The sequence below is a fragment of the Pseudotabrizicola sp. genome, assembly GCF_030684215.1.
Lineage (GTDB): Bacteria > Pseudomonadota > Alphaproteobacteria > Rhodobacterales > Rhodobacteraceae > Pseudotabrizicola.
In genome coordinates, this window is sequence record NZ_JAUXOV010000055.1 from 82,827 (window position 1) to 103,099 (window position 20,273).

24 protein-coding genes are annotated in these 20,273 nt (G+C 61.4%); 13 read left to right on the forward strand and 11 right to left on the reverse strand.

Going from position 1 to position 20,273, the window contains the following annotated elements:
* Genes Q8K08_RS11195 through ureC form a run of 5 tightly spaced genes read left to right on the forward strand, consistent with a single transcriptional unit; the run spans window position 1 to window position 3,298 of the window.
* Window positions 1-303 carry an urease subunit gamma gene (locus Q8K08_RS11195; protein ID WP_304803034.1) on the forward strand — a complete coding sequence of 101 codons (303 nt, stop codon included), beginning with the start codon at window positions 1-3 and terminating at the stop codon, window positions 301-303.
* Between the two features lie 13 nt (window positions 304-316).
* Entirely contained in the window at window positions 317-889 is a 573-nt protein-coding gene (locus Q8K08_RS11200; protein ID WP_305250110.1) for a HupE/UreJ family protein, read from the forward strand.
* 10 nt (window positions 890-899) lie between these two features.
* Entirely contained in the window at window positions 900-1,205 is a 306-nt protein-coding gene (locus Q8K08_RS11205) for an urease subunit beta (protein WP_304803038.1), read from the forward strand.
* A 10-nt stretch (window positions 1,206-1,215) separates the two neighbouring features.
* Window positions 1,216-1,530 (forward strand): antifreeze protein, encoded by a 315-nt coding sequence (locus tag Q8K08_RS11210; RefSeq protein ID WP_304803040.1) that lies wholly within the window; start codon window positions 1,216-1,218, stop codon window positions 1,528-1,530.
* A gap of 16 nt (window positions 1,531-1,546) precedes the next feature.
* Window positions 1,547-3,298 carry an urease subunit alpha gene (gene ureC / locus Q8K08_RS11215; RefSeq protein WP_305250111.1) on the forward strand — a complete coding sequence of 584 codons (1,752 nt, stop codon included), beginning with the start codon at window positions 1,547-1,549 and terminating at the stop codon, window positions 3,296-3,298.
* Window positions 3,299-3,332: 34 nt separating this feature from the next.
* Here the strand turns inward: ureC and Q8K08_RS11220 are convergent, their stop codons facing one another.
* A complete protein-coding gene (locus tag Q8K08_RS11220) occupies window positions 3,333-3,515 on the reverse strand; it encodes a hypothetical protein (RefSeq protein ID WP_304803045.1) in 183 nt (60 codons plus the stop codon).
* Window positions 3,516-3,655: 140 nt separating this feature from the next.
* On the opposite strand from Q8K08_RS11220, the gene Q8K08_RS11225 reads away from it, so the two are divergent.
* The 8 genes from Q8K08_RS11225 (at window position 3,656) to urtE (ending at window position 11,926) form a co-directional block, all read left to right on the forward strand.
* Entirely contained in the window at window positions 3,656-4,153 is a 498-nt protein-coding gene (locus Q8K08_RS11225) for an urease accessory protein UreE (RefSeq protein WP_304803047.1), read from the forward strand.
* Window positions 4,150-4,782: an urease accessory protein UreF gene (locus Q8K08_RS11230; protein WP_305250124.1), complete on the forward strand. Its 633-nt coding sequence runs from the start codon at window positions 4,150-4,152 to the stop codon at window positions 4,780-4,782. The genes Q8K08_RS11225 and Q8K08_RS11230 overlap by 4 nt, the downstream gene beginning before the upstream one ends.
* A complete protein-coding gene (gene ureG, locus Q8K08_RS11235; RefSeq protein ID WP_304803049.1) occupies window positions 4,779-5,423 on the forward strand; it encodes an urease accessory protein UreG in 645 nt (214 codons plus the stop codon). Before Q8K08_RS11230 ends, ureG begins: the two co-directional genes overlap by 4 nt.
* A gap of 409 nt (window positions 5,424-5,832) precedes the next feature.
* Complete coding sequence (urtA, locus tag Q8K08_RS11240; protein WP_304803052.1) at window positions 5,833-7,110, forward strand: urea ABC transporter substrate-binding protein; 1,278 nt, start codon at window positions 5,833-5,835, stop codon at window positions 7,108-7,110.
* Window positions 7,111-7,175: 65 nt separating this feature from the next.
* Window positions 7,176-9,137, forward strand: coding sequence for an urea ABC transporter permease subunit UrtB (urtB, locus tag Q8K08_RS11245; protein ID WP_304803054.1), 1,962 nt, complete (start codon window positions 7,176-7,178; stop codon window positions 9,135-9,137).
* A gap of 118 nt (window positions 9,138-9,255) precedes the next feature.
* Complete coding sequence (urtC, locus tag Q8K08_RS11250; protein ID WP_305250112.1) at window positions 9,256-10,488, forward strand: urea ABC transporter permease subunit UrtC; 1,233 nt, start codon at window positions 9,256-9,258, stop codon at window positions 10,486-10,488.
* Window positions 10,485-11,234, forward strand: a complete 750-nt coding sequence (urtD, locus tag Q8K08_RS11255) for an urea ABC transporter ATP-binding protein UrtD (RefSeq protein ID WP_304803058.1) — start codon at window positions 10,485-10,487, stop codon at window positions 11,232-11,234. Before urtC ends, urtD begins: the two co-directional genes overlap by 4 nt.
* The gene (gene urtE, locus Q8K08_RS11260) at window positions 11,231-11,926 is read left to right on the forward strand and encodes an urea ABC transporter ATP-binding subunit UrtE (protein WP_304803060.1); all 696 of its coding nucleotides are present in this window, start codon (window positions 11,231-11,233) and stop codon (window positions 11,924-11,926) included. The genes urtD and urtE overlap by 4 nt, the downstream gene beginning before the upstream one ends.
* A 69-nt stretch (window positions 11,927-11,995) precedes the next feature.
* On the opposite strand, the gene Q8K08_RS11265 is transcribed toward urtE, so the two are convergent.
* The 10 genes from Q8K08_RS11265 to bchM all read right to left on the reverse strand — a co-directional run bounded on the left by Q8K08_RS11265 (window position 11,996) and on the right by bchM (window position 20,272).
* Complete coding sequence (locus Q8K08_RS11265) at window positions 11,996-12,484, reverse strand: cytochrome c family protein (protein WP_304803062.1); 489 nt, start codon at window positions 12,482-12,484, stop codon at window positions 11,996-11,998.
* 107 nt (window positions 12,485-12,591) lie between these two features.
* Window positions 12,592-13,803, reverse strand: coding sequence for a 5-aminolevulinate synthase (hemA, locus tag Q8K08_RS11270; protein ID WP_304803064.1), 1,212 nt, complete (start codon window positions 13,801-13,803; stop codon window positions 12,592-12,594).
* On the reverse strand, window positions 13,793-14,647 hold the full coding sequence (puhE, locus tag Q8K08_RS11275; RefSeq protein WP_370870544.1) for a putative photosynthetic complex assembly protein PuhE: 855 nt from the start codon (window positions 14,645-14,647) through the stop codon (window positions 13,793-13,795). The genes hemA and puhE overlap by 11 nt, the downstream gene beginning before the upstream one ends.
* A gap of 99 nt (window positions 14,648-14,746) precedes the next feature.
* Entirely contained in the window at window positions 14,747-15,859 is a 1,113-nt protein-coding gene (gene acsF, locus Q8K08_RS11280) for a magnesium-protoporphyrin IX monomethyl ester (oxidative) cyclase (RefSeq protein WP_305250114.1), read from the reverse strand.
* On the reverse strand, window positions 15,856-16,152 hold the full coding sequence (locus tag Q8K08_RS11285) for a hypothetical protein (protein ID WP_305250115.1): 297 nt from the start codon (window positions 16,150-16,152) through the stop codon (window positions 15,856-15,858). The genes acsF and Q8K08_RS11285 overlap by 4 nt, the downstream gene beginning before the upstream one ends.
* A 12-nt stretch (window positions 16,153-16,164) precedes the next feature.
* Complete coding sequence (puhC, locus tag Q8K08_RS11290; RefSeq protein ID WP_304797398.1) at window positions 16,165-16,632, reverse strand: photosynthetic complex assembly protein PuhC; 468 nt, start codon at window positions 16,630-16,632, stop codon at window positions 16,165-16,167.
* An 11-nt stretch (window positions 16,633-16,643) separates the two neighbouring features.
* A complete protein-coding gene (gene puhB, locus Q8K08_RS11295; protein ID WP_305250116.1) occupies window positions 16,644-17,315 on the reverse strand; it encodes a photosynthetic complex putative assembly protein PuhB in 672 nt (223 codons plus the stop codon).
* A 65-nt stretch (window positions 17,316-17,380) separates the two neighbouring features.
* Window positions 17,381-18,148 (reverse strand): photosynthetic reaction center subunit H, encoded by a 768-nt coding sequence (gene puhA, locus Q8K08_RS11300; RefSeq protein WP_305250118.1) that lies wholly within the window; start codon window positions 18,146-18,148, stop codon window positions 17,381-17,383.
* Between the two features lie 19 nt (window positions 18,149-18,167).
* On the reverse strand, window positions 18,168-19,607 hold the full coding sequence (locus Q8K08_RS11305; RefSeq protein WP_305250119.1) for a PucC family protein: 1,440 nt from the start codon (window positions 19,605-19,607) through the stop codon (window positions 18,168-18,170).
* Window positions 19,604-20,272: a magnesium protoporphyrin IX methyltransferase gene (gene bchM, locus Q8K08_RS11310; RefSeq protein ID WP_304798589.1), complete on the reverse strand. Its 669-nt coding sequence runs from the start codon at window positions 20,270-20,272 to the stop codon at window positions 19,604-19,606. Before bchM ends, Q8K08_RS11305 begins: the two co-directional genes overlap by 4 nt.
* Window position 20,273 lies beyond the last annotated feature (1 nt).

The following is a 20,273-nucleotide window of genomic DNA, read 5'->3' on the forward strand; positions in this document are numbered from 1 at the left end:
ATGAACCTGACCCCTCGCGAAAAAGACAAACTGCTGGTCAGCCTTGCCGCCATGGTCGCCCGTGGACGGCTGGCGCGCGGCGTCAAGCTGAACCACCCCGAGGCGATAGCCCTGATTACAGACTTCGTGGTCGAGGGCGCGCGTGACGGTCGCCGCGTTGCCGATCTGATGGAGGCAGGGGCCAGCGTGATCACCGCTGGGCAATGCATGCCCGGCGTCCCCGAGATGATCCATTCCGTGCAGGTAGAGGCCACGTTCCCCGATGGCACAAAGCTTGTCACCGTTCACCACCCGATCCGCTGAGAAAGGCACCTCGATGAAAAAACTGGCATTGACCCTTGGTTCTGTCGCGCTGTTGCCACAGGCGGCTCTGGCCCACGTGGGGGATCATGGCGCATCGCTCTTTGTGTCCGGCGTGATGCATCCGCTGGGTGGCACCGATCACGTGTTGGCCATGGTGGCGGTGGGTCTTTGGGCGGCGGTAACGGCGGGGCGTGCACTTTGGGCGCTGCCGTTGGGCTTTGTCGGTGCGATGCTGGCGGGGGGTGCGCTGGGGGCGATGGGTCTTGTTCTGCCGGGGGTGGAGCCGATGATTCTGGCCTCCATCGTGTTGTTGGGGGTAGCTGCCGCGTTGGCATGGCGCGCGCCTTTGGCGGTTGGCGTGGGGATCGTGGCGGCTTTTGGCCTGTTTCACGGCCATGCCCAGGGCACCGAAGGGCCTGCTGCAGGTCTGCTGAGCTATGGTGCGGGGTTTGCCTTTGCCACCATGGCGCTGCATGGGGCAGGCGTGGCGCTTGGTCTTGGTCTGAACGCGCTGTCTGTGCGTGGGGCCGCGCGGGCCTTTGGCGCGGGCACTGCGGTTGCGGGCCTCGCGCTCACCTTTGCATAGGGGCAAGGCTATGATTCCTGGAGAAATTTTTCCAGTAGACGGCGATGTAACGCTGAACGCGGGCGCGCCTGTCACCGTGCTGATGGTGGCCAATACCGGCGACCGCCCGGTACAGGTGGGCAGCCATTACCACTTTGCCGAAACCAACCCCGGCCTGTCGTTTGACCGCGACGCCGCGCGCGGGCAACGGCTGGATATTCCCGCAGGCACTGCTGTACGGTTTGAACCGGGCCAAATGCGCGAGGTTCGCCTTGTGCCGTTGGCCGGGAACCGCCATGTCTATGGCTTCAACGCCCAAGTGATGGGCGCTTTGTAGGAGCTTAGCAATGTCGCCTTTTTCCCCGTTTGATCTGATGCGCCTGTCGATGAACACCTCCATGATGCTGATGCAGGCCAATTCCGTCATTGCCATGCGCGTGATGGGTATGGCCGGGGTCTGGACGGTATCGCCACAGGAAAACAACCGCATGGTCGGTGAAAAGATGCGGGCGGGCATGAAATCAGGCATTGCCGCCCAACGCTCTGCCCTGTCGGGCGGGTCAATGACCGATATCGCCGAGGCAGCCCTTGCCCCGGTCAAGCGTACCACCGCTGCCAATGCCCGCAGGCTGACGCGCAGCGGGCCAAAAAACCCGTTCTGACAGAAAGGTTCTGCCCATGCCCTTCGTTCTTTCTCGCGCCGCTTATGCCGACATGTATGGGCCAACCGTGGGCGACAGGGTGCGTTTGGGCGACACTGACCTGATCATCGAGGTTGAGCGTGACCTGATCGCCGAACGCAGCGGGGCGGCCACCTTTGGGGCCAATGGGCTGATGTTCGGCGAAGAGGTGAAGTTCGGCGGCGGCAAGGTCATTCGCGACGGGATGGGCCAAAGCCAGATCACCCGCGCGGCGGGTGCGATGGATACTGTCATCACCAATGCTCTGATCGTGGACCATACCGGCATCTACAAGGCCGACGTGGGCCTGCGCGATGGGCGCATTGCCGTGATCGGCAAGGCGGGCAACCCCGACACGCAACCCGGCGTCGATGTGATCATCGGGCCGGGAACCGAGATCATCGCGGGAGAGGGCCGCATCCTGACCGCGGGCGGCATGGATGCGCATATCCATTTCATCGCCCCGCAACAGATTGATGATGCGCTGCATTCCGGCATCACCACGATGCTGGGCGGTGGCACTGGCCCCGCGCATGGCACGCTTGCCACCACCTGCACGCCGGGGCCGTGGCATCTGGCGCGGATGATGCAGGCGGCCGATGCGTTCCCGATGAACCTTGCCTTTGCCGGAAAGGGCAATGCGTCGCTGCCTGCCGCGTTGGAGGAACAGGTGCGGGCGGGCGCTTCATGCCTCAAGCTGCACGAGGATTGGGGCACCACCCCCGCCGCGATTGATTGCTGCCTGACGGTGGCCGATGCGATGGACGTGCAGGTGATGATCCACACCGACACGCTGAACGAATCCGGATTTGTGGAAAACACGCTCAAAGCCATCGCGGGCCGCACGATCCACGCTTTCCACACCGAAGGCGCGGGTGGCGGTCATGCGCCCGACATCATCAAGGTTGTGGCCAGCCAGAACATTTTGCCAAGTTCGACCAACCCGACGATGCCCTATACCGTCAACACCATCGAGGAACACCTTGATATGTTGATGGTGTGCCATCACCTTGATCGCCGGGTGCCCGAAGATGTGGCCTTTGCGGAATCCCGCATCCGCCGCGAAACCATTGCTGCCGAAGACATCCTGCACGATCTGGGCGCGTTTTCGGTACTGTCATCAGACAGTCAGGCGATGGGCCGGGTGGGCGAGGTGGTGACCCGCACATGGCAGACTGCGCATAAGATGAAGCTGCAACGCGGGCGGCTGGACGGCGAGCAGGGCGCGAATGATAACCTGCGCGTACGCCGCTACATCGCGAAATACACCATAAACCCCGCCATTGTGCATGGCATGGCCGAGGAACTGGGCAGCGTTGAGGTCGGCAAGCGCGCCGATCTGGTGCTTTGGTCGCCTGCCTTTTTCGGGGCCAAGCCAGAGATGGTTTTGCTGGGTGGTGTGATCGTGGTGGCGCAGATGGGCGACCCCAATGCCAGCATTCCAACGCCGCAGCCAGTCCACACGCGGCCCATGTTCGGTGCTTACGGTCGCAGCGTGGAACGCAACGCGGTGGTGTTTGTCAGTCAGGCCGCTCAGGATGATGGCATCGCCCACAAGCTGGGGCTGGCCAAGGACACGCTGGCCGTCAAAGGCACGCGCGGGGTGACAAAGTCCGACATGCGCCTGAACTCTGCCACGCCGCATATAGAAGTGGACCCGGAAACCTATGAGGTGCGCGCCGATGGTGTGCTGCTGACCTGCGAACCGGCAGAGGAGTTGCCCCTTGCGCAGCGCTATTTCCTGTATTGATCCCCGCGAGGCAGCCCGTGACGCGGCTGCCGGGTCAATGGACCGCGCCCTGATCGCTGATCCGCCGGATAGGCCAGCCGGGGCGGTGGTTGGGGTTTGCCTGTATCTCGGCCTCGGTCACCAGAAGCTGGTCTTGCAACTGCAATTCGCGGCTTTGCAGGTGCATGATCTGGCTGCGCAGTTCGGACAATTCGTCGGTCAACCTTTGCTTGAGCATTCTACCCTCCGGTCTGTGGTTCAACTGAAGTCAGGCTGCGGCAAAACGGTTAACAACTTATTTCCGCTGGCGGCGTGGTTTCACTTTTTGTTCCGCGTGTCCGTTGTCCCGACCCTGACCCTGACCCCAAAGGCCCTGACATGCTGAATGTGCTTGCCAATGCCGGCGCTTTGCCCCCTGTGCGCCGTCTGCTGACCGATGCGCCCGAGGTCTGCCATGATGTGGTGGTGCTGACCTATGATCAGCGCATCTTGCGCCGCAAGCGGCTGGTCACGCAGCAGGGCGCATCCTTCATGGTCGATCTGCCAGAGGTGACCAATCTCGATGCGGTCTGGGGGTTCGAACTGGAGGATGGCCGCGCCATCCGGATCAAGGCTGCCGAAGAACCGGTGCTGTTGGTGACCGGGCCTGACCTTGCGCGGTATGCTTGGCACATCGGCAACCGCCATACGCCGTGTCAGATCGAATCCGGGCGGCTTGTGATCCGCGCTGACCATGTGCTGGAGGCGATGCTGCGCCAGTTGGGCGCGCAGGTCGAAGCCGGGCAGGAACCCTTTGGCCCGGAATCGGGGGCTTATGGCTTTGGCCGCCCGATGGGCCATGATCACGGCCATGATCACGGGCATGGGCACGGCTGATGCAGGGTCTGCTGTCACTTATTCAATGGCTGTCGCCTGCGTTTCCGACTGGTGGCTTTGCCTATTCGCATGGGCTGGAAACTGCGATTTCCGATGGTCTTGTGCCCGATGCGGCGGCGCTGCGGCAGTGGCTGACAGATGTGCTGGAATTCGGCGCCGGGCGTCAGGATGCGATTTTGCTGGTGCAGGCGCTGCGCAACGATGATCACGCCGCACTGGACTGTCTGGCCCGCGCGCTGCAACCCAGTGCAGAACGGCTGACCGAAACACTGGATCAGGGCTCCGCCTTTGCCCGCACGGTTGGCGAGATGACAGGCCGTGCGCTGCCTGCCCGCTGCCTGCCCATAGCGGTGGGCGAGGCCGCGGCGGCGCTGGGATTGCCCGTGGCGCAGGTTGTCGCGCTTTATCTGCACGCATTTGCCAGCAATCTGACTTCGGTCGCGATGCGCTTCATGCCCTTGGGGCAAGAGGCAGGGCAGGGCGTGCTGGCTTCTTTGCATCCTGTCATTGACACTATGGCGACCGAGGCCGTCACTTTGACCTTGGATGATCTGGGATCATCCGCAATTGGGGCGGATTTGTCAGCAATGGCGCATGAAACAATGGATGTAAGGATTTTCAGGACATGAGCATGAATGGCCCGTTGCGTGTGGGGATCGGCGGCCCGGTGGGGGCAGGCAAAACCACACTGACCGAACATCTTGCCCGTGCTTTGGCACCGCGCTGTTCGATGGCGGTGATCACCAATGATATCTACACGCGCGAAGATGCCGAGTATCTGTTGCGCGCCCAAGTGCTGCCCGCCGACCGGATCCGGGGGGTGGAAACCGGTGGTTGCCCGCATACCGCTATCCGTGAAGATGCCAGCATCAATCTGGCCGCCATTGCCGATCTGCGCGCCCTGCACCCCGATCTTGACCTGATCCTGATCGAATCCGGTGGGGACAATTTGGCCGCGACCTATAGCCCCGAGTTGGCCGATATCACCATCTACGTCATCGACACCGCCGCCGGGCAGGACATTCCGCGCAAGCGCGGGCCGGGGGTGACGCGGTCTGACCTTTTGATCGTGAACAAGACCGATCTTGCGCCCTATGTCGGCGTGGACCCGGTTTTGCTGGAGTCCGATACAGCGCGGGCGCGTGGGCGCAGGCCCTATATCATGGCGCAATTGCGGGACGGCAAAGGTGTGGCCGAGGTCGTGGCCTTTCTGGAGCGCGAGGGCGGGCTGCGGTTGCGCCCGGTCCCGCAAGTCGAGTCAGTGACCTAACGGCAGCTTTATTGGCTGGTCATTTTGCAAAGCCCCGGTACATCCGGGGCTTTTGATTTAACTGACCGTTTTATGATCACATTCGCCGCCTGAGTCGCCTGCGGGGGCACAACCTTGCCTGATAATGTGTCGAAGCACACTTGGTAAGCCTATTATTGAGGCAATCTTCTCGAGGGTCATCGGGTGGTGTCAGCCAAACAGTTCCGCAGCTTGCCGCGCCGCAGCAATGACGCTTTTGTGACACAGCGGACCGGTTCGGGCCGCACAAGAACAAGGGTTGTGCGGTGGCGGCTGCGAATTGGACATCCGCCACCACCGCACGGGGTGCAACACTGTTGCCGCGCAAGGATAGGCTTTCCACGAGTGAAGGGAAAGCCGTCCTCTGCATGCGGCCCAATGAGGGAAAACCATGTCGAATTTTAAGGGAGCGCTGCTGGCCAGTGCTATCGCCATGACGGCGGGGCAGGCTTTTGCACAGGATGACACGATCAAGATCGGGGTTTTGCATTCGCTGTCGGGATCGATGGCGATTTCGGAAACCACGTTGAAAGACGTGATGCTGATGTTGATCGAAGAACAGAACGCCAAGGGTGGCGTACTGGGCAAACAACTGGAGGCGGTGGTGGTTGACCCGGCTTCCGACTGGCCGCTGTTCGCGGAAAAAGCACGCGAGCTGATGACCGTATCCAATGTCGATGTGATGTTTGGCTGCTGGACATCCGTATCGCGCAAATCCGTGCTGCCGGTGATCGAAGAACTGAACGGGTTGCTGTTCTATCCGGTGCAGTATGAGGGCGAGGAATCGTCGAAAAACGTGTTCTACACCGGGGCTGCGCCAAACCAGCAGGCGATCCCTGCCACCGATTATTTCCTTGAAGAATTGGGCGTCGAGAAATTTGCGCTGCTTGGTACCGATTATGTATACCCGCGCACTACGAACAACATCCTCGACAGCTATCTGAAATCCAAGGGCATCGCGGAAAGCGATATCTTTGTGAACTACACCCCATTCGGCCATTCTGACTGGTCCAAGATTGTAGCAGATGTGGTCGCTCTTGGGGCTGACGGCAAAAAGGTCGGCGTGATCTCGACCATCAACGGCGATGCCAACATCGGCTTCTACAAGGAACTGGCCGCAGCGGGCATTTCTGCTGATGACATTCCGGTTGTCGCCTTCTCGGTTGGCGAAGAAGAACTGTCGGGCCTTGATACGTCGAACCTCGTTGGCCACCTTGCGGCCTGGAACTATTTCCAGACGGCAGAATCCGAGCTGAACGATGAATTCATCGCCAAGTGGAAAGCCTTTGCCGGTGAAAACCGCGTGTTCAACGACCCGATGGAAGCCCATGTGATTGGCTTCAATATGTGGGTTCAGGCGGTAGAGGCGGCTGGCACCACCGATGTCGATGCCGTGCGCAGCGCGATGTATGGTCTGGAAACCCCGAATCTGACCGGGGGTATCGCAAAGATGCTGCCGAACCATCACCTGACCAAGCCGGTTCTGATCGGCGAGATCCGGGCCGATGGTCAGTTCGACATCATCTCGGCCACCGATCCGGTTCCTGGCGATGCCTGGACCGACTTCTTGCCGGAATCGGCTGTGCTTGAGGCAGACTGGGCCGAATTGGGCTGTGGGATGTACAACACCGAAACCAAGACCTGCGTGCAGATCAAATCCAACTATTGATCGCCACGGGCGAAAGGGGACCCCCCCTTTCGCCCAACCCCTTTCCCAAAAGACAAGGCCCACCCATGCGCGCCGCACTCGCCGCCATTGTCCTTGCGCTGCTGTCGCTGATGCCCCTTGCGGCCCTCGCGCAGACCAGCCCGCCGCTTTCCGCTGTCCAGATTGTCGAAGACAACCGTGCCCAGATCGAAAAGCCGTCGCGCCAGACCATTGGCCCTGTCATTGCGGGGCTTGCTGGCAGTGGTGATCCGCAGGCGCTGGTGATCCTGTCTGCCTGGGCCAACCGGGGCTTGGGGGTGCGCAAGTCTGATGGGGCCTTTGTCCTGATTTCCGAGACCGCCGATGGCTATGTCTTGCGCGCGCTTGATGGGAGCGATGCCGGCACCGCCGCGCGCGCCGATATCACCGAACTTCGCCCCAACGCGGGTGTGCGCGGGGTGATCGCCACCGCGCTGGTGCAGTTTAATCTGTCCGACCCCGACCCGGCGCGCCGCGCCGATGCGCTGACCACCATTGCCCGCGATCCTGCACCTGAATTGCTGGACCCTTTGCGCGCCTCGATTGACGCCGAGACTGACCCTGTTTTGCGCGCCCGCAAAGACCGGCTGAACCGCCTGCTCACCTTGCGCTTTGACCCCGACAGCGCCACCCGCATCGCCGCTGTGGAAAGCTTTTCCGGCGACCTTGGGCTAGATCTGCGCGGGGCGCTGAACCCGCTGCTGGCCACAACCCGCCGGGCTGCTCCGTTGGGCACCGCAATTGACGGCAACATCGCCCGCGATCTGAAACCGGGCAGCGATCTGACCGAGGTGGAGGCGTATGATCTGCTGGTCGCCGCCAACCTCGCCCCGGCCCGCCTGACCCCGGCAGAGCTGAAATCCGCCCTTGCCGCCAACATTACCGATGGTGCGGTTGCAGGTATCCCGCTGGCAGATCTGAACACTCAGGCCGCCCGCAACCGCGCCTATACCGCGCTGGAAGTGGCGGGCACAGTCCCCGTTGCGGCCACGGATGAAGAAGTGACCCAGATCGTTGCCGGTCACCGCTTTGTCCTCACCTATTCCGAACCGGACACCGCCGTAACCACCGCCGCCCAAGCCGTGCTGACCGGCATAGAGGTGAAACTGGGTGCCATGCAGATGGCCGACCTTGCGCTGGATGCGCTGTCGCTGGCCTCGATCTACTTCCTGGCCGCTATTGGCCTTGCCATTACGTTTGGCGTGATGCGGGTGATCAACATGGCGCATGGTGAATTCATCATGATGGGCGCCTACACCGGCTATGTGGTCCAGTTGTTCATCCCCAATTACACGCTGTCGCTGATCGTGGCGCTGCCCTTGGCCTTTCTTGTTACCTTTGCCGCCGGGGTCGCGATGGAGCGGCTGGTGATCCGCCATCTGTACAAGCGCCCGCTGGAAACGCTACTGGCCACCTTTGGCATCTCGATCGCGCTGCAACAGTTGGCCAAGAACATCTTCGGCACCCAAGCCCGCCCGCTGACCTCACCCGCATGGCTGGATGGTGCACTGACCTTCAATGACATCGTGTCAATCAGCTATATCCGCGTCGCGATCTTCGTGCTGGCGCTGGTGTTCCTGATGTTCTTCCTCTGGCTGATGAAGCGCACCCGTTTGGGGCTCGAGGTTCGGGCGGTCACGCAAAACCCCTCGATGGCGGCGTCGATGGGCATCAACCCTGACCGTATCAATATGCTGACATTTGGACTTGGCTCTGGCATCGCAGGTATTGCGGGCATTGCCATTGGCCTGTTCGCCAAGGTCACCTCGGAACTGGGCAACGATTACATCGTGCAAAGCTTTATGACCGTGGTGGTCGGTGGCGTGGGCAACATCTGGGGCACGCTTGCGGGCGCGCTGATGATCGGCACGCTGCAAAAGGGCATCGAATGGTTCAACCCGTCCAACACCCTCGCTGCCCAAACCTACATGATCCTCTTTATCATCCTGTTCATCCAGTTCCGCCCCCGCGGCATCATCGCCCTCAAGGGCCGCGCAGCAGGAGATTGAGCATGCTGCCCCATTCATCTTGGCAAAAATACTTCCGTGGGCCAGTCCCGCTTCGCCACCGGCTCAGTCACCGGTGCCAATGGGGGCTGGCCCCTCGGTTCCACGGCAGGAGCCTGCAATGACCCGCACCTATCTCGCACGAAACCCGTCCGTCCTATGGTTCCTGCTGATCTTGTCGCTGTTCACACTCGGCGTCACCGTCCTGTCCGAAGCGTATGGCGTGGCGTTCCTGTCCACCTCGTTCATCAAGACGCTGGGCAAGACGCTGTGCCTCTGCCTCGCCGCCCTCGCCATGGATCTGATCTGGGGCTATGCAGGCATCCTTAGCCTTGGTCACATGGCGTTTTTCGCGCTTGGCGGCTATATGATCGGCATGTGGTTGATGTATGCCCGGACCGAAGGCATCGTCATCACTGCCCTGTCGAATGAGGCGCTGCCTGCCACCGCGCAGGAAATCCAGAACGGCATCGCGGGCCAGATCTTTGGCGTCGTTGGCGCGTCAGAACTGCCCTCGGTCTGGCTTTTTGCCCATTCGCTGCCGCTGCAACTGATGCTGGTCGTGCTGGTGCCGGGCATTCTGGCACTGATCTTTGGCTGGCTGGCATTTCGCAGCCGGGTAACGGGGGTGTATCTGTCGATCCTGACCCAAGCCATGACGCTGGCGCTGGCGCTTTATCTCTTTCAGAACGATTCCGGCCTGCGCGGGAACAACGGGTTGTCGGGTCTGCAAAACATCCCCGGTCTGGCGGATGTGTCGCAAGACCGCATTTCGGTCTGGTTCCTCTGGGCCTCGGCCTTTGCCCTTGGCCTTGGCTATCTGCTGGTAGCCTGGGTGGTGTCTGGCAAGTTTGGCAGCGTTATCCGCGCGATCCGCGATGACGAGGCTCGGGTGCGGTTTCTTGGCTACTCGGTTGAGGGGTATAAACTGTTTGTCTTCACCCTGACCGCGATTATCGCCGCCATTGCGGGCGCACTCTATTACCCGCAGGCAGGCATCATCAACCCGGCAGAGCTTGCGCCCATTGCCAGCATTTACCTTGCGGTCTGGGTGGCCATTGGCGGGCGTGGGCGGCTTTACGGCGCGGTGATTGGTGCTGCTGCCGTCTCGCTGTTGTCCTCATGGTTCACCGGCGGACGGGCGCCGTCGATCAACCTTGGCTTTTACACGATCAACTGGGTGGACTGGTGGCTGATCCTGCTGGGCCTGTCCTTTGTCGGCGTCACGCTGTTCGCGCCCAAGGGCATTGGTGGGTTGTTCGATCTGCTCCAAGGGCTGCGCAGCCCCGACCGTAAAGGTGCAGCACTGGGCCCCGATGACGGATCGCTGATGGAAAAGGAGGCCAAGGAATGAGCCAGCTTCTGGAAGTCTCTGGCGTGTCGGTCACCTTTGACGGCTTTCGCGCCATCAACAACCTGTCATTTTCCATCGGCCCGGCAGAATTGCGCGCGATCATCGGGCCGAACGGGGCGGGCAAGACCACGTTCATGGATATTGTGACCGGGAAAACCCGGCCCGATGAGGGGCGGGTGCTGTGGGGCACAAAGTTGCAATCGCTGCTGTCGATGTCTGAGGCGCAGATCGCCCGCGCCGGGGTGGGCCGCAAGTTTCAGCGCCCGACGGTGTTTGAGGATCAGACGGTTGCAGACAACCTGATGATGGCACTGAAAGCCGCGCGTGGGCCGCTTGCGGTGCTGTTCTGGTCCCCCAAGCCCGCCGATCACGCCCGCGTGGCGGAACTGGCGACCGAGGTAGGCCTTGGCGACTCGCTGGCCCGCAAATCCGGGGAACTGAGCCACGGGCAAAAGCAATGGCTGGAAATCGGGATGCTGCTGGCACAGGAACCGCAGTTGCTGCTGGTCGATGAACCCGCTGCGGGCATGACGCTGGCCGAGCGTGAACACACCACGCGGTTGCTGGTCGATCTGGCAAAAACCCGCGCGGTGGTGGTGGTAGAGCATGACATGGAATTCGTGCGCCGTCTGAACTGCAAGGTCACGGTCTTGCACGAAGGCTCTGTGCTGGCCGAGGGAAGTCTGGACCATGTCACCCGCAACCCGCACGTGATCGACGTTTATCTGGGGCGGTCCGAACGATGATAAAATGCGAAAACCTGACGCTGCATTATGGTGGCAGCCAGATCTTGCACGGCATCTCGATGGAGGCGCGGGCGGGAGAGGTGACCTGCGTGATGGGCACCAACGGGGTCGGCAAGACCTCGCTGCTCAAGGCGCTTGCAGGCACGCATCCGCGATCGGGTGGCAAGCTGTGGCTGGGTGGCGATGCCGTTCCGGTGGTGCCGCCGCAAGCCATGGCCAAGCGGGGGTTGGCGGTGGTGCCGCAGGGGCGGATGATCTTTCCGCTGCTGAGTGTGCGCGAGAATATGGAAACCGCCTATGCCTTGCTGCCAAAGGGCGAACACCGCATCCCGGATGAGATTTTTGAGCTGTTCCCGATCCTCAAAGAGTTCCTCCACCGTCGCGGCGGCGATCTGTCGGGGGGGCAGCAGCAACAGTTGGCGATTGCGCGGGCAATGATCATGAAGCCGCGCGTGCTGCTTTTGGATGAGCCAACCGAAGGTATTCAGCCCAACATCATCCAGCAGATCGGGCGGGTGATCGAATACCTGAAGGGCAAGGGCGATATGGCGATAATTCTGGTCGAGCAGTATTTCGACTTTGCCTATGGTCTTGCCGACCGCTTCTACGTCCTCAAACGCGGCGAGGTGGCGCTGGAGGGGGATAAGGCTACGCTGTCAAAAGAGGTGCTGCGGGCGACCGTTTCGGTCTGACACCCACTGTGACGATCAAATGAAAAAGCCCCGGATTGCTCCGGGGCTTTTGGCTGACGATGTGTCAGATCAGTATGTGGCAGCCGGGGCTTCGTCACCTTCGGCTTCGGCGTCCACCTCAACCGCGGGCGACAATGAGGCAATGTAGGCCCAGACGTCGGCCTGTTCTTTGGCATTGCCAAGCTTGAAGCTCATCTTTGAGCGGGCAGAATTATCCAGCTTTGCCTTCAGGAATTTGGCCGGATCTGCCACATATTCCACGAAAGACGCCTCATCCCAGACAAATCCGCTTGCGCCCAGTGCGACAAGCGAGTCGCCATAGCCGTTGAACCCTTCATAGGTGCCAGCCGCACGGCCGGGCAGGCCATACAGGTTCGGCCCGGTTTTGGCATTGCGTCCGCCCAGCACCGTGCCATCGGCATCTGCGATGACATGGCAGGTCTGGCACTTGTTAAACACACGTTCCCCGGCAGCAGCATCGCCTGTCGCATCCTGGGCCATGGCGGGGGCCGCAAAGGCGAGCGAGGCAAAAGTCAGGGCAGTCAAAGCGAGTCTCATAGGAATCCTCCCGAGTGTATTACGGATTTCAACATGGACCTGCCGTTGGAAAAGGCAAGTCACGCCCCTGTGTCGATTGAGAAATTATTACAGGGGCGGTGGTTGGGTTAGGCAACAGCATGGGCCAGTGCGCATTGCCGCCAAAGTGAGGTAAGCGCCCGGACCAGATGGTCAATATCGCTGACCGTGTGAAGCGGGCCGGGGGTGATGCGCAGCCGCTCGGTGCCCTTGGGCACCGTGGGGTAGTTGATGGGCTGCACATAGATGCCCCAGTCGTTCATCAGAATGTCGCTGATCATCCGGCATTTGACCGGATCACCGATCATGACCGGGATGATATGGCTGTCATTTTCCAGATGCGGAATCCCGGCGGCGGTCAGACGCGCCCGCAACAGGGCCACACGGTCAGCCTGTGCCTGCCGCTCGGCAGACGAGGCTTTCAGGTGCTTGATCGACGCGGTTGCGGCGGCGGCGACGGCCGGAGGCAGCGCGGTGGTAAAGATGAACCCGCTGGAAAAGCTGCGGATGAAATCGACCAAAGGGGCTGATCCGGTGATATAGCCGCCGACGCAGCCATAAGCCTTGCCCAATGTGCCTTCGATCAGGTCGATGCGGTCGGCCAGATCCTCACGCTCGGATACCCCCCCGCCGCGTGGTCCATACATGCCAACGGCGTGAACCTCGTCAATATAGGACATCGCGCCATGCGCTTCGCAGACCTCGATGATCTCGCGGATGGGGGAAATATCGCCATCCATCGAATACACGCTCTCAAACGCGACGATCTTGGGACGGTCACCAACCGCGTGCAGCTTGCGGTCCAGATCGCGCCAGTCGTTGTGGCGCCACAGAACCTTGTCGGCGCGGGAATGGCGGATGCCTTCGATCATGCTGGCGTGGTTCTTTTCGTCCGACAGGATCACCGCGCCGGGAATCCGCGCGCCAAGCGTGCCAAGGGCGGCCCAGTTCGATACATAGCCCGAGGTGAACAGCAGCGCCGCATCCTTGCCATGCAGATCAGCCAGTTCCTGTTCCAGCAGAATGTGGTGGTGATTGGTGCCGCCGATGTTGCGGGTGCCGCCCGCCCCGGTGCCACAGGCGCGCACGGCATCGACCATGGCGTTGACCACTTTTGGATTCTGACCCATGCCCAGATAGTCATTGGAACACCAGACCGTCACATCACGCAACTGCCCGTCTTTGTGGTTCGCTGCGCGGGGAAAGTTGCCGCAACTGCGTTCCAGATCAGCAAAGACGCGGTAGTTACCTTCGGCTTTCAGGGTGTCCAGATGGCTGGTGAAAAGGGCGTCAAAGTCCATGGGGGGTCTCTTTCAACGTCGTGTGCAGGGCTGGCTGGGGCTGACCATGCGATTGCGGTTTGCGCTCGGGCAGCATCCAGCGCCAGAGCTTTTGGTCGGGAAGCGGGATCACCATGAACCAGTGCTCCAGCAGGGCGAGCAAGGTCAGGGCGGACAGCAGAGTAAAGCCGATCAGTGCGCCATCGGTGGTGGCGCTGTAGGCACGCTCCAGCCAACAGTAAGACGCATAGCTGAGCGCCGTGACAGACAGCGGAAACACCCAGTTCATCGGCGCCCGGCGAAAGTGGCTGGCCAGATGTGCCAAGGGACGGGGCAGAAATTCGGTATGGATGCGCGGGACGCCGAAAAACAGGTTCAGCTTGGCCGAGATCCGGGCAAAGAACAGGATGGCAAAGGTCCACAGCCCAAAGATATTCGCAGCGTCTTGCGACAGGATCACCAGCGCGGCCAACAGGGCTATCAGCAGCACTTCATGCCACAGGATCGTGCCGATGGCGCGCAAAAAGCGGTCGGGCAGGGTTGCACCCGCCGGGCAAACGGAGGTGTTTGGCCCGGTGATCACCCCCGACAGGAAAGCAAGTTCAACCCATCCCCAGACCGCAAGTGCCGACAAGAACGCAAGATAGGCGCCCACGGCAGATGTGTCGTTCAGGGTTTCCATCAGCCCAACGATCCCGGCCAGCAGCAGCGGCAGGCCCAGCAACACTGACCACAGATGCGCGTCATGGCCTTCATTATCGGCCCGGCGCACACGCCAAAGGATGATGCCGGTGGAAAACCACCACAGGAAAATTGCTGACAGCGCGGCGATCCATGGGTTAGTCATGGTCAAAAGGTTAGACATTCGTGGCCCCCCTGTGTCCAGAGGGGCCACGCGCGGCGGCAGGACGCGCCCATCCTGCTGCCGCAATCACCGCTGTCGCGGCGATATGGTTGATCACGGTCAATACGCTGGCTCCAGCCGCACATTCGCGGGCGGTGTGGTGTGAATGACGGGGATCGTGTAAAGTGAGACGAATGCGGTCAGTGCCCGCAGGGTGCCCCAGGCCTTTGTGGCACGGCCCTTGAGCCCGCCCTGTTTAGCGCCGCGCTCCATATCCAGCATGGCCGCGTTCATGCGGCGCAGGCCCGGAATCCAGCGCGGGTGGTCGATGTCCAGCTCTACCGGGAACACCTGCCGCGCAATGGCAGAGGTTTTGCGATAGACCTCTTGGTCATACCAGTCGATATCGACGCCAAGGGCTTCGTGGAAATCCTTGCGGGCATGGTCGCGCACCCACATCGTCGAATAAACGGCGGTCAGGAAAAACCGGATCCACAGCTTATTGGTAAAGCTGGTGGTCAGCTTGGGGTCGGTGCGCATCAGCAGTGCGAACGCCTCGCCATGGCTGAACTCGTCGTTGCACCATTCCTTGAACCATTTGAAAATCGGGTGGAACCGCTGTTCGGGGTGCGCCTCCAGATGACGGTAGATTGTGATGTAACGAGCGTAACCGATTTTCTCCGACAGATAGGTGGCATAGTAGATAAACTTTGGCCGGAAGTAGGTGTATTTCTTGGCCTTGGTCAGAAAGCCAAGGTTCACCGCCACGCCCGCCTCACGCAGGGCGTCGTTGATGAAGCCGGCGTGCCGTGCTTCGTCGCGGGCCATGTAGTTGAACAGCTCGCAAATGTCTGGGTTGTTGCCGCGCCGTTTCATTTCCTTGTACAGCACACAGCCCGAAAACTCGGCGGTGCAGGATGACACCAGAAAATCAATGAACTCGGCGCGCAGATGGGGTTCCATCCCGGCCCAGTCAACGTGATCCCAGTCGGCGTTTTTCTTGAAATGGCCCTTGTTCGGGTCTGATTTCATCTGTGCGATCAGCACGTCCCATTCGGCGCGCACCGGGGTCACGTCGATGCGATCCATCTCGTCGAAATCGGTGGTGTAGAATCGCGGGTTCAGAAGGGTGGTATCGGTCGCCATCGCAGTGGTGTCGAACTTGCTGGCCAGTTCGGCATGCAACTCGCCATGCGTGGTGTCGTGTGTCTTTTCCTGGGTTGCGTCTTTCATACTGTCAACTCCTCAGAAAACGAGAACTCGCACAGTTCCATGAAGTCGAGATCACCCGTCAGCTTGACCCATTGGCGTTCCAGCCAAGTGGCGCGGGTGATGGTGGCGATGCGGTCCTCAATGATCAACTCGCCATAGGCGGCCAGCACCGGTGCGCCATGCACCAGCACCTCGTCACCCGGATGGACCACGGCGCCATTGTTGAATTTGACGTGAGCATGAAGCGCTTCAAAGCGGTGACTGACCTCGACGGTGCAGGGCACCTGCTCCTTTACTTTGCTGAAAATTCCCATTGTTTGGTTCCCTTATTTTGTTTGGTCGAGCAGCCGTTCGAACGCGGCTTTGTTGTCGCCGCCAAAGGCATAAAGCTCTGCGCTCCAGCCTGTGGTCGGGTCTTCGGCCACAAGGCGGCCGTTGTCATAGCGCACAACCCGCATCGGCGGATTGCCCTCGATCTTCGCCACCAGACGCGCGCGCGCCATGGCCGACTGTATCACGGTGATAAACCCGCCGTGGGGCAGGTCCATCAGCAGGGTGCCGTCAGCATCGCGGACCACAACCGCCTGTGCTGACTTGCCTTCAAGAACCAGCCACCGCTCTGATACGGCGGTTGCGGCTGGCGGAACGCCCACAAGCGGGCGGTTGGTCAGAACCGAAACACTGACCATGGCCAAGGTTACCATGGCCAAAGCAAACATTGCCCACAAAAGAACCCGTGGGATCATCTCACGCTCGGGCGAGGGGCGGTCTGCGAGAGTGCGAAGCTGTGCCATCTGTCCGCCCCCTATTCTGCGGCCAGCACGGCACCCGATGGGGCCATGGTGACAACGGGTTCGTTCAGCTTGGCCTGTGCTGCATCGGCCAGCAGGCGCGCGACGGTCTGCGCATCGGGAATGCAGCGGAATGCCGGCTGGGTGTGCTTGGCAAAGCCGGGGCGCAGATGCGGCCACAACACGGCGAATGACAGGCGCATGCCTTCGGTGATTTCCATGGCAATGGTGCCGGTGCCGCTGGGTTTCAGGTCAAGCCGGGCGGTGGCGATGCGGACAAAGGGGATCGTGTAGGTGACAGGCAGCGCCGCCCCCACCCGCATGATCACGCGGGCCGAGGTGATCGTATAGATCGAGGCCCGCGCCTGCGCCCATGCCAGCAAGTAAATCACCGCATAGCCCGCAACGGCCAGCACCAGATAAGGCAGGCCGGTTGCCATCATCAGGGCGGTGCCGCCGTCGGCATAGGCCCCGCCAGCACGCCAGACCACAATGGCCAGCATATACCCGGCGATCCAGTTGATTTTATACGCCTCCCGCGCCAGTGCGAGGGCCTGCGGTTTGCCTTGCCAAAGGATATCTTCATCCTTTGGCAGACCAGCGGGAACGCCGGGCATCAGTTCAAAATCGAAATCCCTGTCGACGGCTCTGTCGACGGTCTTGGTGGTCGTGTTCCGGTCTGACATCTCAGACCCTCCGTATCTTGATGGTAAGACGGGGCGGCGCGGGCGCGCGCCGCCCCCCTTCTTGATCAGAGCCCGTATTTACGGTTCGTGGCATACATCCAGCCCGACGCGACATAGGCCGAGATCTTGTCTTCCTCGAGCTTGGTCACAGTGGTCATCGATTTGGTTGCCGGGATGTCTGCGAAATGGTCCGAGGTGATCGAGCGCACGCGCACCCGGTCAGCCCAGATCCGCGCCATGGTCATCGGGATCAGGCGACGCTCGCCCGAGTTCAGCTCGACTTCCAGATAGCGGACCAGCTGTTCGGGGGCATCAACCCACATGTCGCTGATGCGGCCCACAACTTCTAGATCAGCCGCCTGCACCGGCAGACCGCGCGGGTCACGCCCGGCGCTGACGGAAAAGCCCTTTGCATGCGCCATTGGCACGATCTTGGCATGGCCGTGGCCATCCAGTTCCGGCTCGTCGCGGCGCGGGGTCCAGGAGGCGGGGCCGACGCCATCCAGCATCGGGTTGCCAGTGGGGGCGTGCGGAAAGCCTTCGGATACGGCGGTGCGCGCAAGGGCCAGATCGGTGCGGCGGTGTTCCGCCTCATTCGCTGCCGATGGCACGGTGACGCTGCCCTTGCCGCCCGGTAACAGGAATGTCTTTGGCTTTGGCACCGGGAAGGGGCCTTGGTTTGGCGCAGGAAGACCGTCTTCGGTTTCCAGCGGATAGCCTTCGCGCATGTTTTCGGTTTGTAGGTAATAGATCAGCAGGGCGAAAAAGCCCCAGAACAGCCAGATCGACAGGCTTGCCAGATCAAAGTTACCAAAGAAGTTTACGCCAACCATGGATTGGTCCTCCGTTTATTCAGGTTGGGAATTCGGCAAGGGCCAGTTTGCCCCCGTCGGCGTCCGGTTTCGGTGGGGTTAGAATGCCAACCTTGACCAAAGGGCCAAGGACAACAAGGGTTGCGAAAAGCAGCCCGATTTCAAGGTGATAGACAACAGAATAGCCGATGCTGGGGGCGGTCAGCGCGCCCAGCTTGCCACTGGTGGCCAGATGGCCCACAACATCACGCAGCGTGCCGCCGATCAAAATCGCCAGCCCCGCCGCGGTGGCCTGTGCAGCCCCCCATGCGCCAAGCGCCAGACCCGCACCTGCCAGCCCGCGGGCAGGCATGGTCATCGCGGCCGTCAGGGTCGAGATGCCAAACAGCCCGCCTCCAAAGCCGATCCCGAAGGCGCCGACATAAAACACAACAGTGCTGTCCAGCGGCGCGGCAAAGATCACGCATGAAAACGCAGCCACCCCCGCCAGAATGCCCCGTGCGGCCATCCGGTAAGGGTCCAACCCTTTGAGCAGCCATTGCGCCGCCAGCAAAAATCCGACCAGCGCCCCGCCAGCCCATGCGGCGGTCAACAGCGTGGTCGCCCCCACCGACAGGCCCAGAATCTCGCCGCCGTAAGGTTCCAGCAGCACATCCTGCATCTGAAACGCCAGCGTGCCCAACACGACCACGGCCAGCAACCGTCCCGCCGTGCCGCCCGCCATCAGATCGCGCCATGCGTCGCGAAACTGCGGGCGCGGCTCTTCGCGCTGCGCCTTTGTCATGGGGGCCACTTTTTCCTGCTTCCACAACGCAATGAGGTTTAACACCAGCGTTGCCGCGCCACAGCCCTGCACAACGCGCACCAGCGTAATCGGGTCGTAGTCGCGCAAAAGGTAGCCGACGATCACCGCCGACACGCCCATGCCCACCAGAAACATGATGTACAACAGCGCAACCACGCGCGGCCGGGTCTCATCACTCGCCCGGTCAGCGGCCAAGGCAAGGCCCGCAGTCTGGGTCATGTGCATGCCCACGCCGGTCATCAGAAACGCCAGCGCCGCCAGCACCTCACCCGCCCAAGCCGGGCCAATGTACTGGTCGCCCGACAACACGATCAGCGCGAACGGCATCACGGCAAGGCCGCCCATCTGCCACAGGCTGCCAAACCACAGGTAGGGCACCCGCTTCCAGCCAATCGCGCTGCGGTGGGTATCCGACCGATGGCCCAGAAACGCCCGGAAGGGTGCGACCAGAACCGGAATGGCAATCATCAGCGCGACCAGCATGGCCGGGATCGACAACTCGACAATCATCACCCGGTTTAGCGTGCCAAGCAAAAGCACCGTCGCCATGCCGACCGAGACCTGAAACAGCGACAGGCGCAAAAGCTGGCCCATCGGCAGCCCCTCGGACGCCGCATCGGCAAAGGGCATCCAAGCGGTTCCCAGCTTTGCGATGTCCTTCTTGCGCAGGATCATGGCCGATACTCCAGACATTCGCTGATGTAGAAACCTTGGGCCACACGCCCCACACGGCCAAGCCCCGGCCCAGCCGTTTGCGCCAGCGTATCAAAGGCATGCGGAATCATGATGGGCGAGCGGTCGGCGCGTGGAAACAGCTTTCCGGCGGTGAAAAACGCCATCAGAAACGGCGTGCGCGGGGCCACAGTGAACACGATACTGCCACGGGTGCGCGCGCCCAGCCGGTGCAGAATGCCTGTGATGTCGGCGCCGTTGTAATAGATCAGACTGTCCATCGCGATAACATGGTCAAAGCTGCCAAAGCTGGCGTCCGTCATATCCCCGGAGGCGAAAGTGACCTGCCCCCGAAAGCGCGGATCAAGCTTTTCTTGCGCAATGCCAATCAGTTGTGGCGCAATATCCACCGCAACCACCTCGGCCCCGCGCTGCGCCAGTTCCGCCGTCATCAACCCGGTGCCGCAGCCCGCATCCAGAATGCGCGCGCCCGAAAGATCCGCTGGCAATTGCGCCAGCATCATCGCGCGCATCGCATCGCGCCCCATGCGCACGGTCTGCCGGATCCGGCTGACCGGCGCATCAGAGCACAAGCGCTCCCACACCTTGGTGGCGCTGCGGTCGAAATAGTCTTCGACCCTGGCACGGGTGGTCGAATAGTCAGTCATG

Excerpts from the sequence above, each read along its gene's own strand:
- Q8K08_RS11195 (WP_304803034.1), top strand. The coding sequence starts at position 1 with ATGAACCTGACCCCTCGCGAAAAAGACAAACTGCTGGTCAGCCTTGCC.
- Q8K08_RS11200 (WP_305250110.1), top strand. The coding sequence starts at position 317 with ATGAAAAAACTGGCATTGACCCTTGGTTCTGTCGCGCTGTTGCCACAG.
- Q8K08_RS11205 (WP_304803038.1), top strand. The coding sequence starts at position 900 with ATGATTCCTGGAGAAATTTTTCCAGTAGACGGCGATGTAACGCTGAAC.
- Q8K08_RS11210 (WP_304803040.1), top strand. The coding sequence starts at position 1,216 with ATGTCGCCTTTTTCCCCGTTTGATCTGATGCGCCTGTCGATGAACACC.
- ureC (WP_305250111.1), top strand. The coding sequence starts at position 1,547 with ATGCCCTTCGTTCTTTCTCGCGCCGCTTATGCCGACATGTATGGGCCA.
- Q8K08_RS11220 (WP_304803045.1), bottom strand. The coding sequence starts at position 3,515 with ATGCTCAAGCAAAGGTTGACCGACGAATTGTCCGAACTGCGCAGCCAG.
- Q8K08_RS11225 (WP_304803047.1), top strand. The coding sequence starts at position 3,656 with ATGCTGAATGTGCTTGCCAATGCCGGCGCTTTGCCCCCTGTGCGCCGT.
- ureG (WP_304803049.1), top strand. The coding sequence starts at position 4,779 with ATGAGCATGAATGGCCCGTTGCGTGTGGGGATCGGCGGCCCGGTGGGG.
- urtA (WP_304803052.1), top strand. The coding sequence starts at position 5,833 with ATGTCGAATTTTAAGGGAGCGCTGCTGGCCAGTGCTATCGCCATGACG.
- urtB (WP_304803054.1), top strand. The coding sequence starts at position 7,176 with ATGCGCGCCGCACTCGCCGCCATTGTCCTTGCGCTGCTGTCGCTGATG.
- urtC (WP_305250112.1), top strand. The coding sequence starts at position 9,256 with ATGACCCGCACCTATCTCGCACGAAACCCGTCCGTCCTATGGTTCCTG.
- urtD (WP_304803058.1), top strand. The coding sequence starts at position 10,485 with ATGAGCCAGCTTCTGGAAGTCTCTGGCGTGTCGGTCACCTTTGACGGC.
- urtE (WP_304803060.1), top strand. The coding sequence starts at position 11,231 with ATGATAAAATGCGAAAACCTGACGCTGCATTATGGTGGCAGCCAGATC.
- Q8K08_RS11265 (WP_304803062.1), bottom strand. The coding sequence starts at position 12,484 with ATGAGACTCGCTTTGACTGCCCTGACTTTTGCCTCGCTCGCCTTTGCG.
- hemA (WP_304803064.1), bottom strand. The coding sequence starts at position 13,803 with ATGGACTTTGACGCCCTTTTCACCAGCCATCTGGACACCCTGAAAGCC.
- puhE (WP_370870544.1), bottom strand. The coding sequence starts at position 14,647 with ATGTCTAACCTTTTGACCATGACTAACCCATGGATCGCCGCGCTGTCA.
- acsF (WP_305250114.1), bottom strand. The coding sequence starts at position 15,859 with ATGAAAGACGCAACCCAGGAAAAGACACACGACACCACGCATGGCGAG.
- Q8K08_RS11285 (WP_305250115.1), bottom strand. The coding sequence starts at position 16,152 with ATGGGAATTTTCAGCAAAGTAAAGGAGCAGGTGCCCTGCACCGTCGAG.
- puhC (WP_304797398.1), bottom strand. The coding sequence starts at position 16,632 with ATGGCACAGCTTCGCACTCTCGCAGACCGCCCCTCGCCCGAGCGTGAG.
- puhB (WP_305250116.1), bottom strand. The coding sequence starts at position 17,315 with ATGTCAGACCGGAACACGACCACCAAGACCGTCGACAGAGCCGTCGAC.
- puhA (WP_305250118.1), bottom strand. The coding sequence starts at position 18,148 with ATGGTTGGCGTAAACTTCTTTGGTAACTTTGATCTGGCAAGCCTGTCG.
- Q8K08_RS11305 (WP_305250119.1), bottom strand. The coding sequence starts at position 19,607 with ATGATCCTGCGCAAGAAGGACATCGCAAAGCTGGGAACCGCTTGGATG.
- bchM (WP_304798589.1), bottom strand. The coding sequence starts at position 20,272 with ATGACTGACTATTCGACCACCCGTGCCAGGGTCGAAGACTATTTCGAC.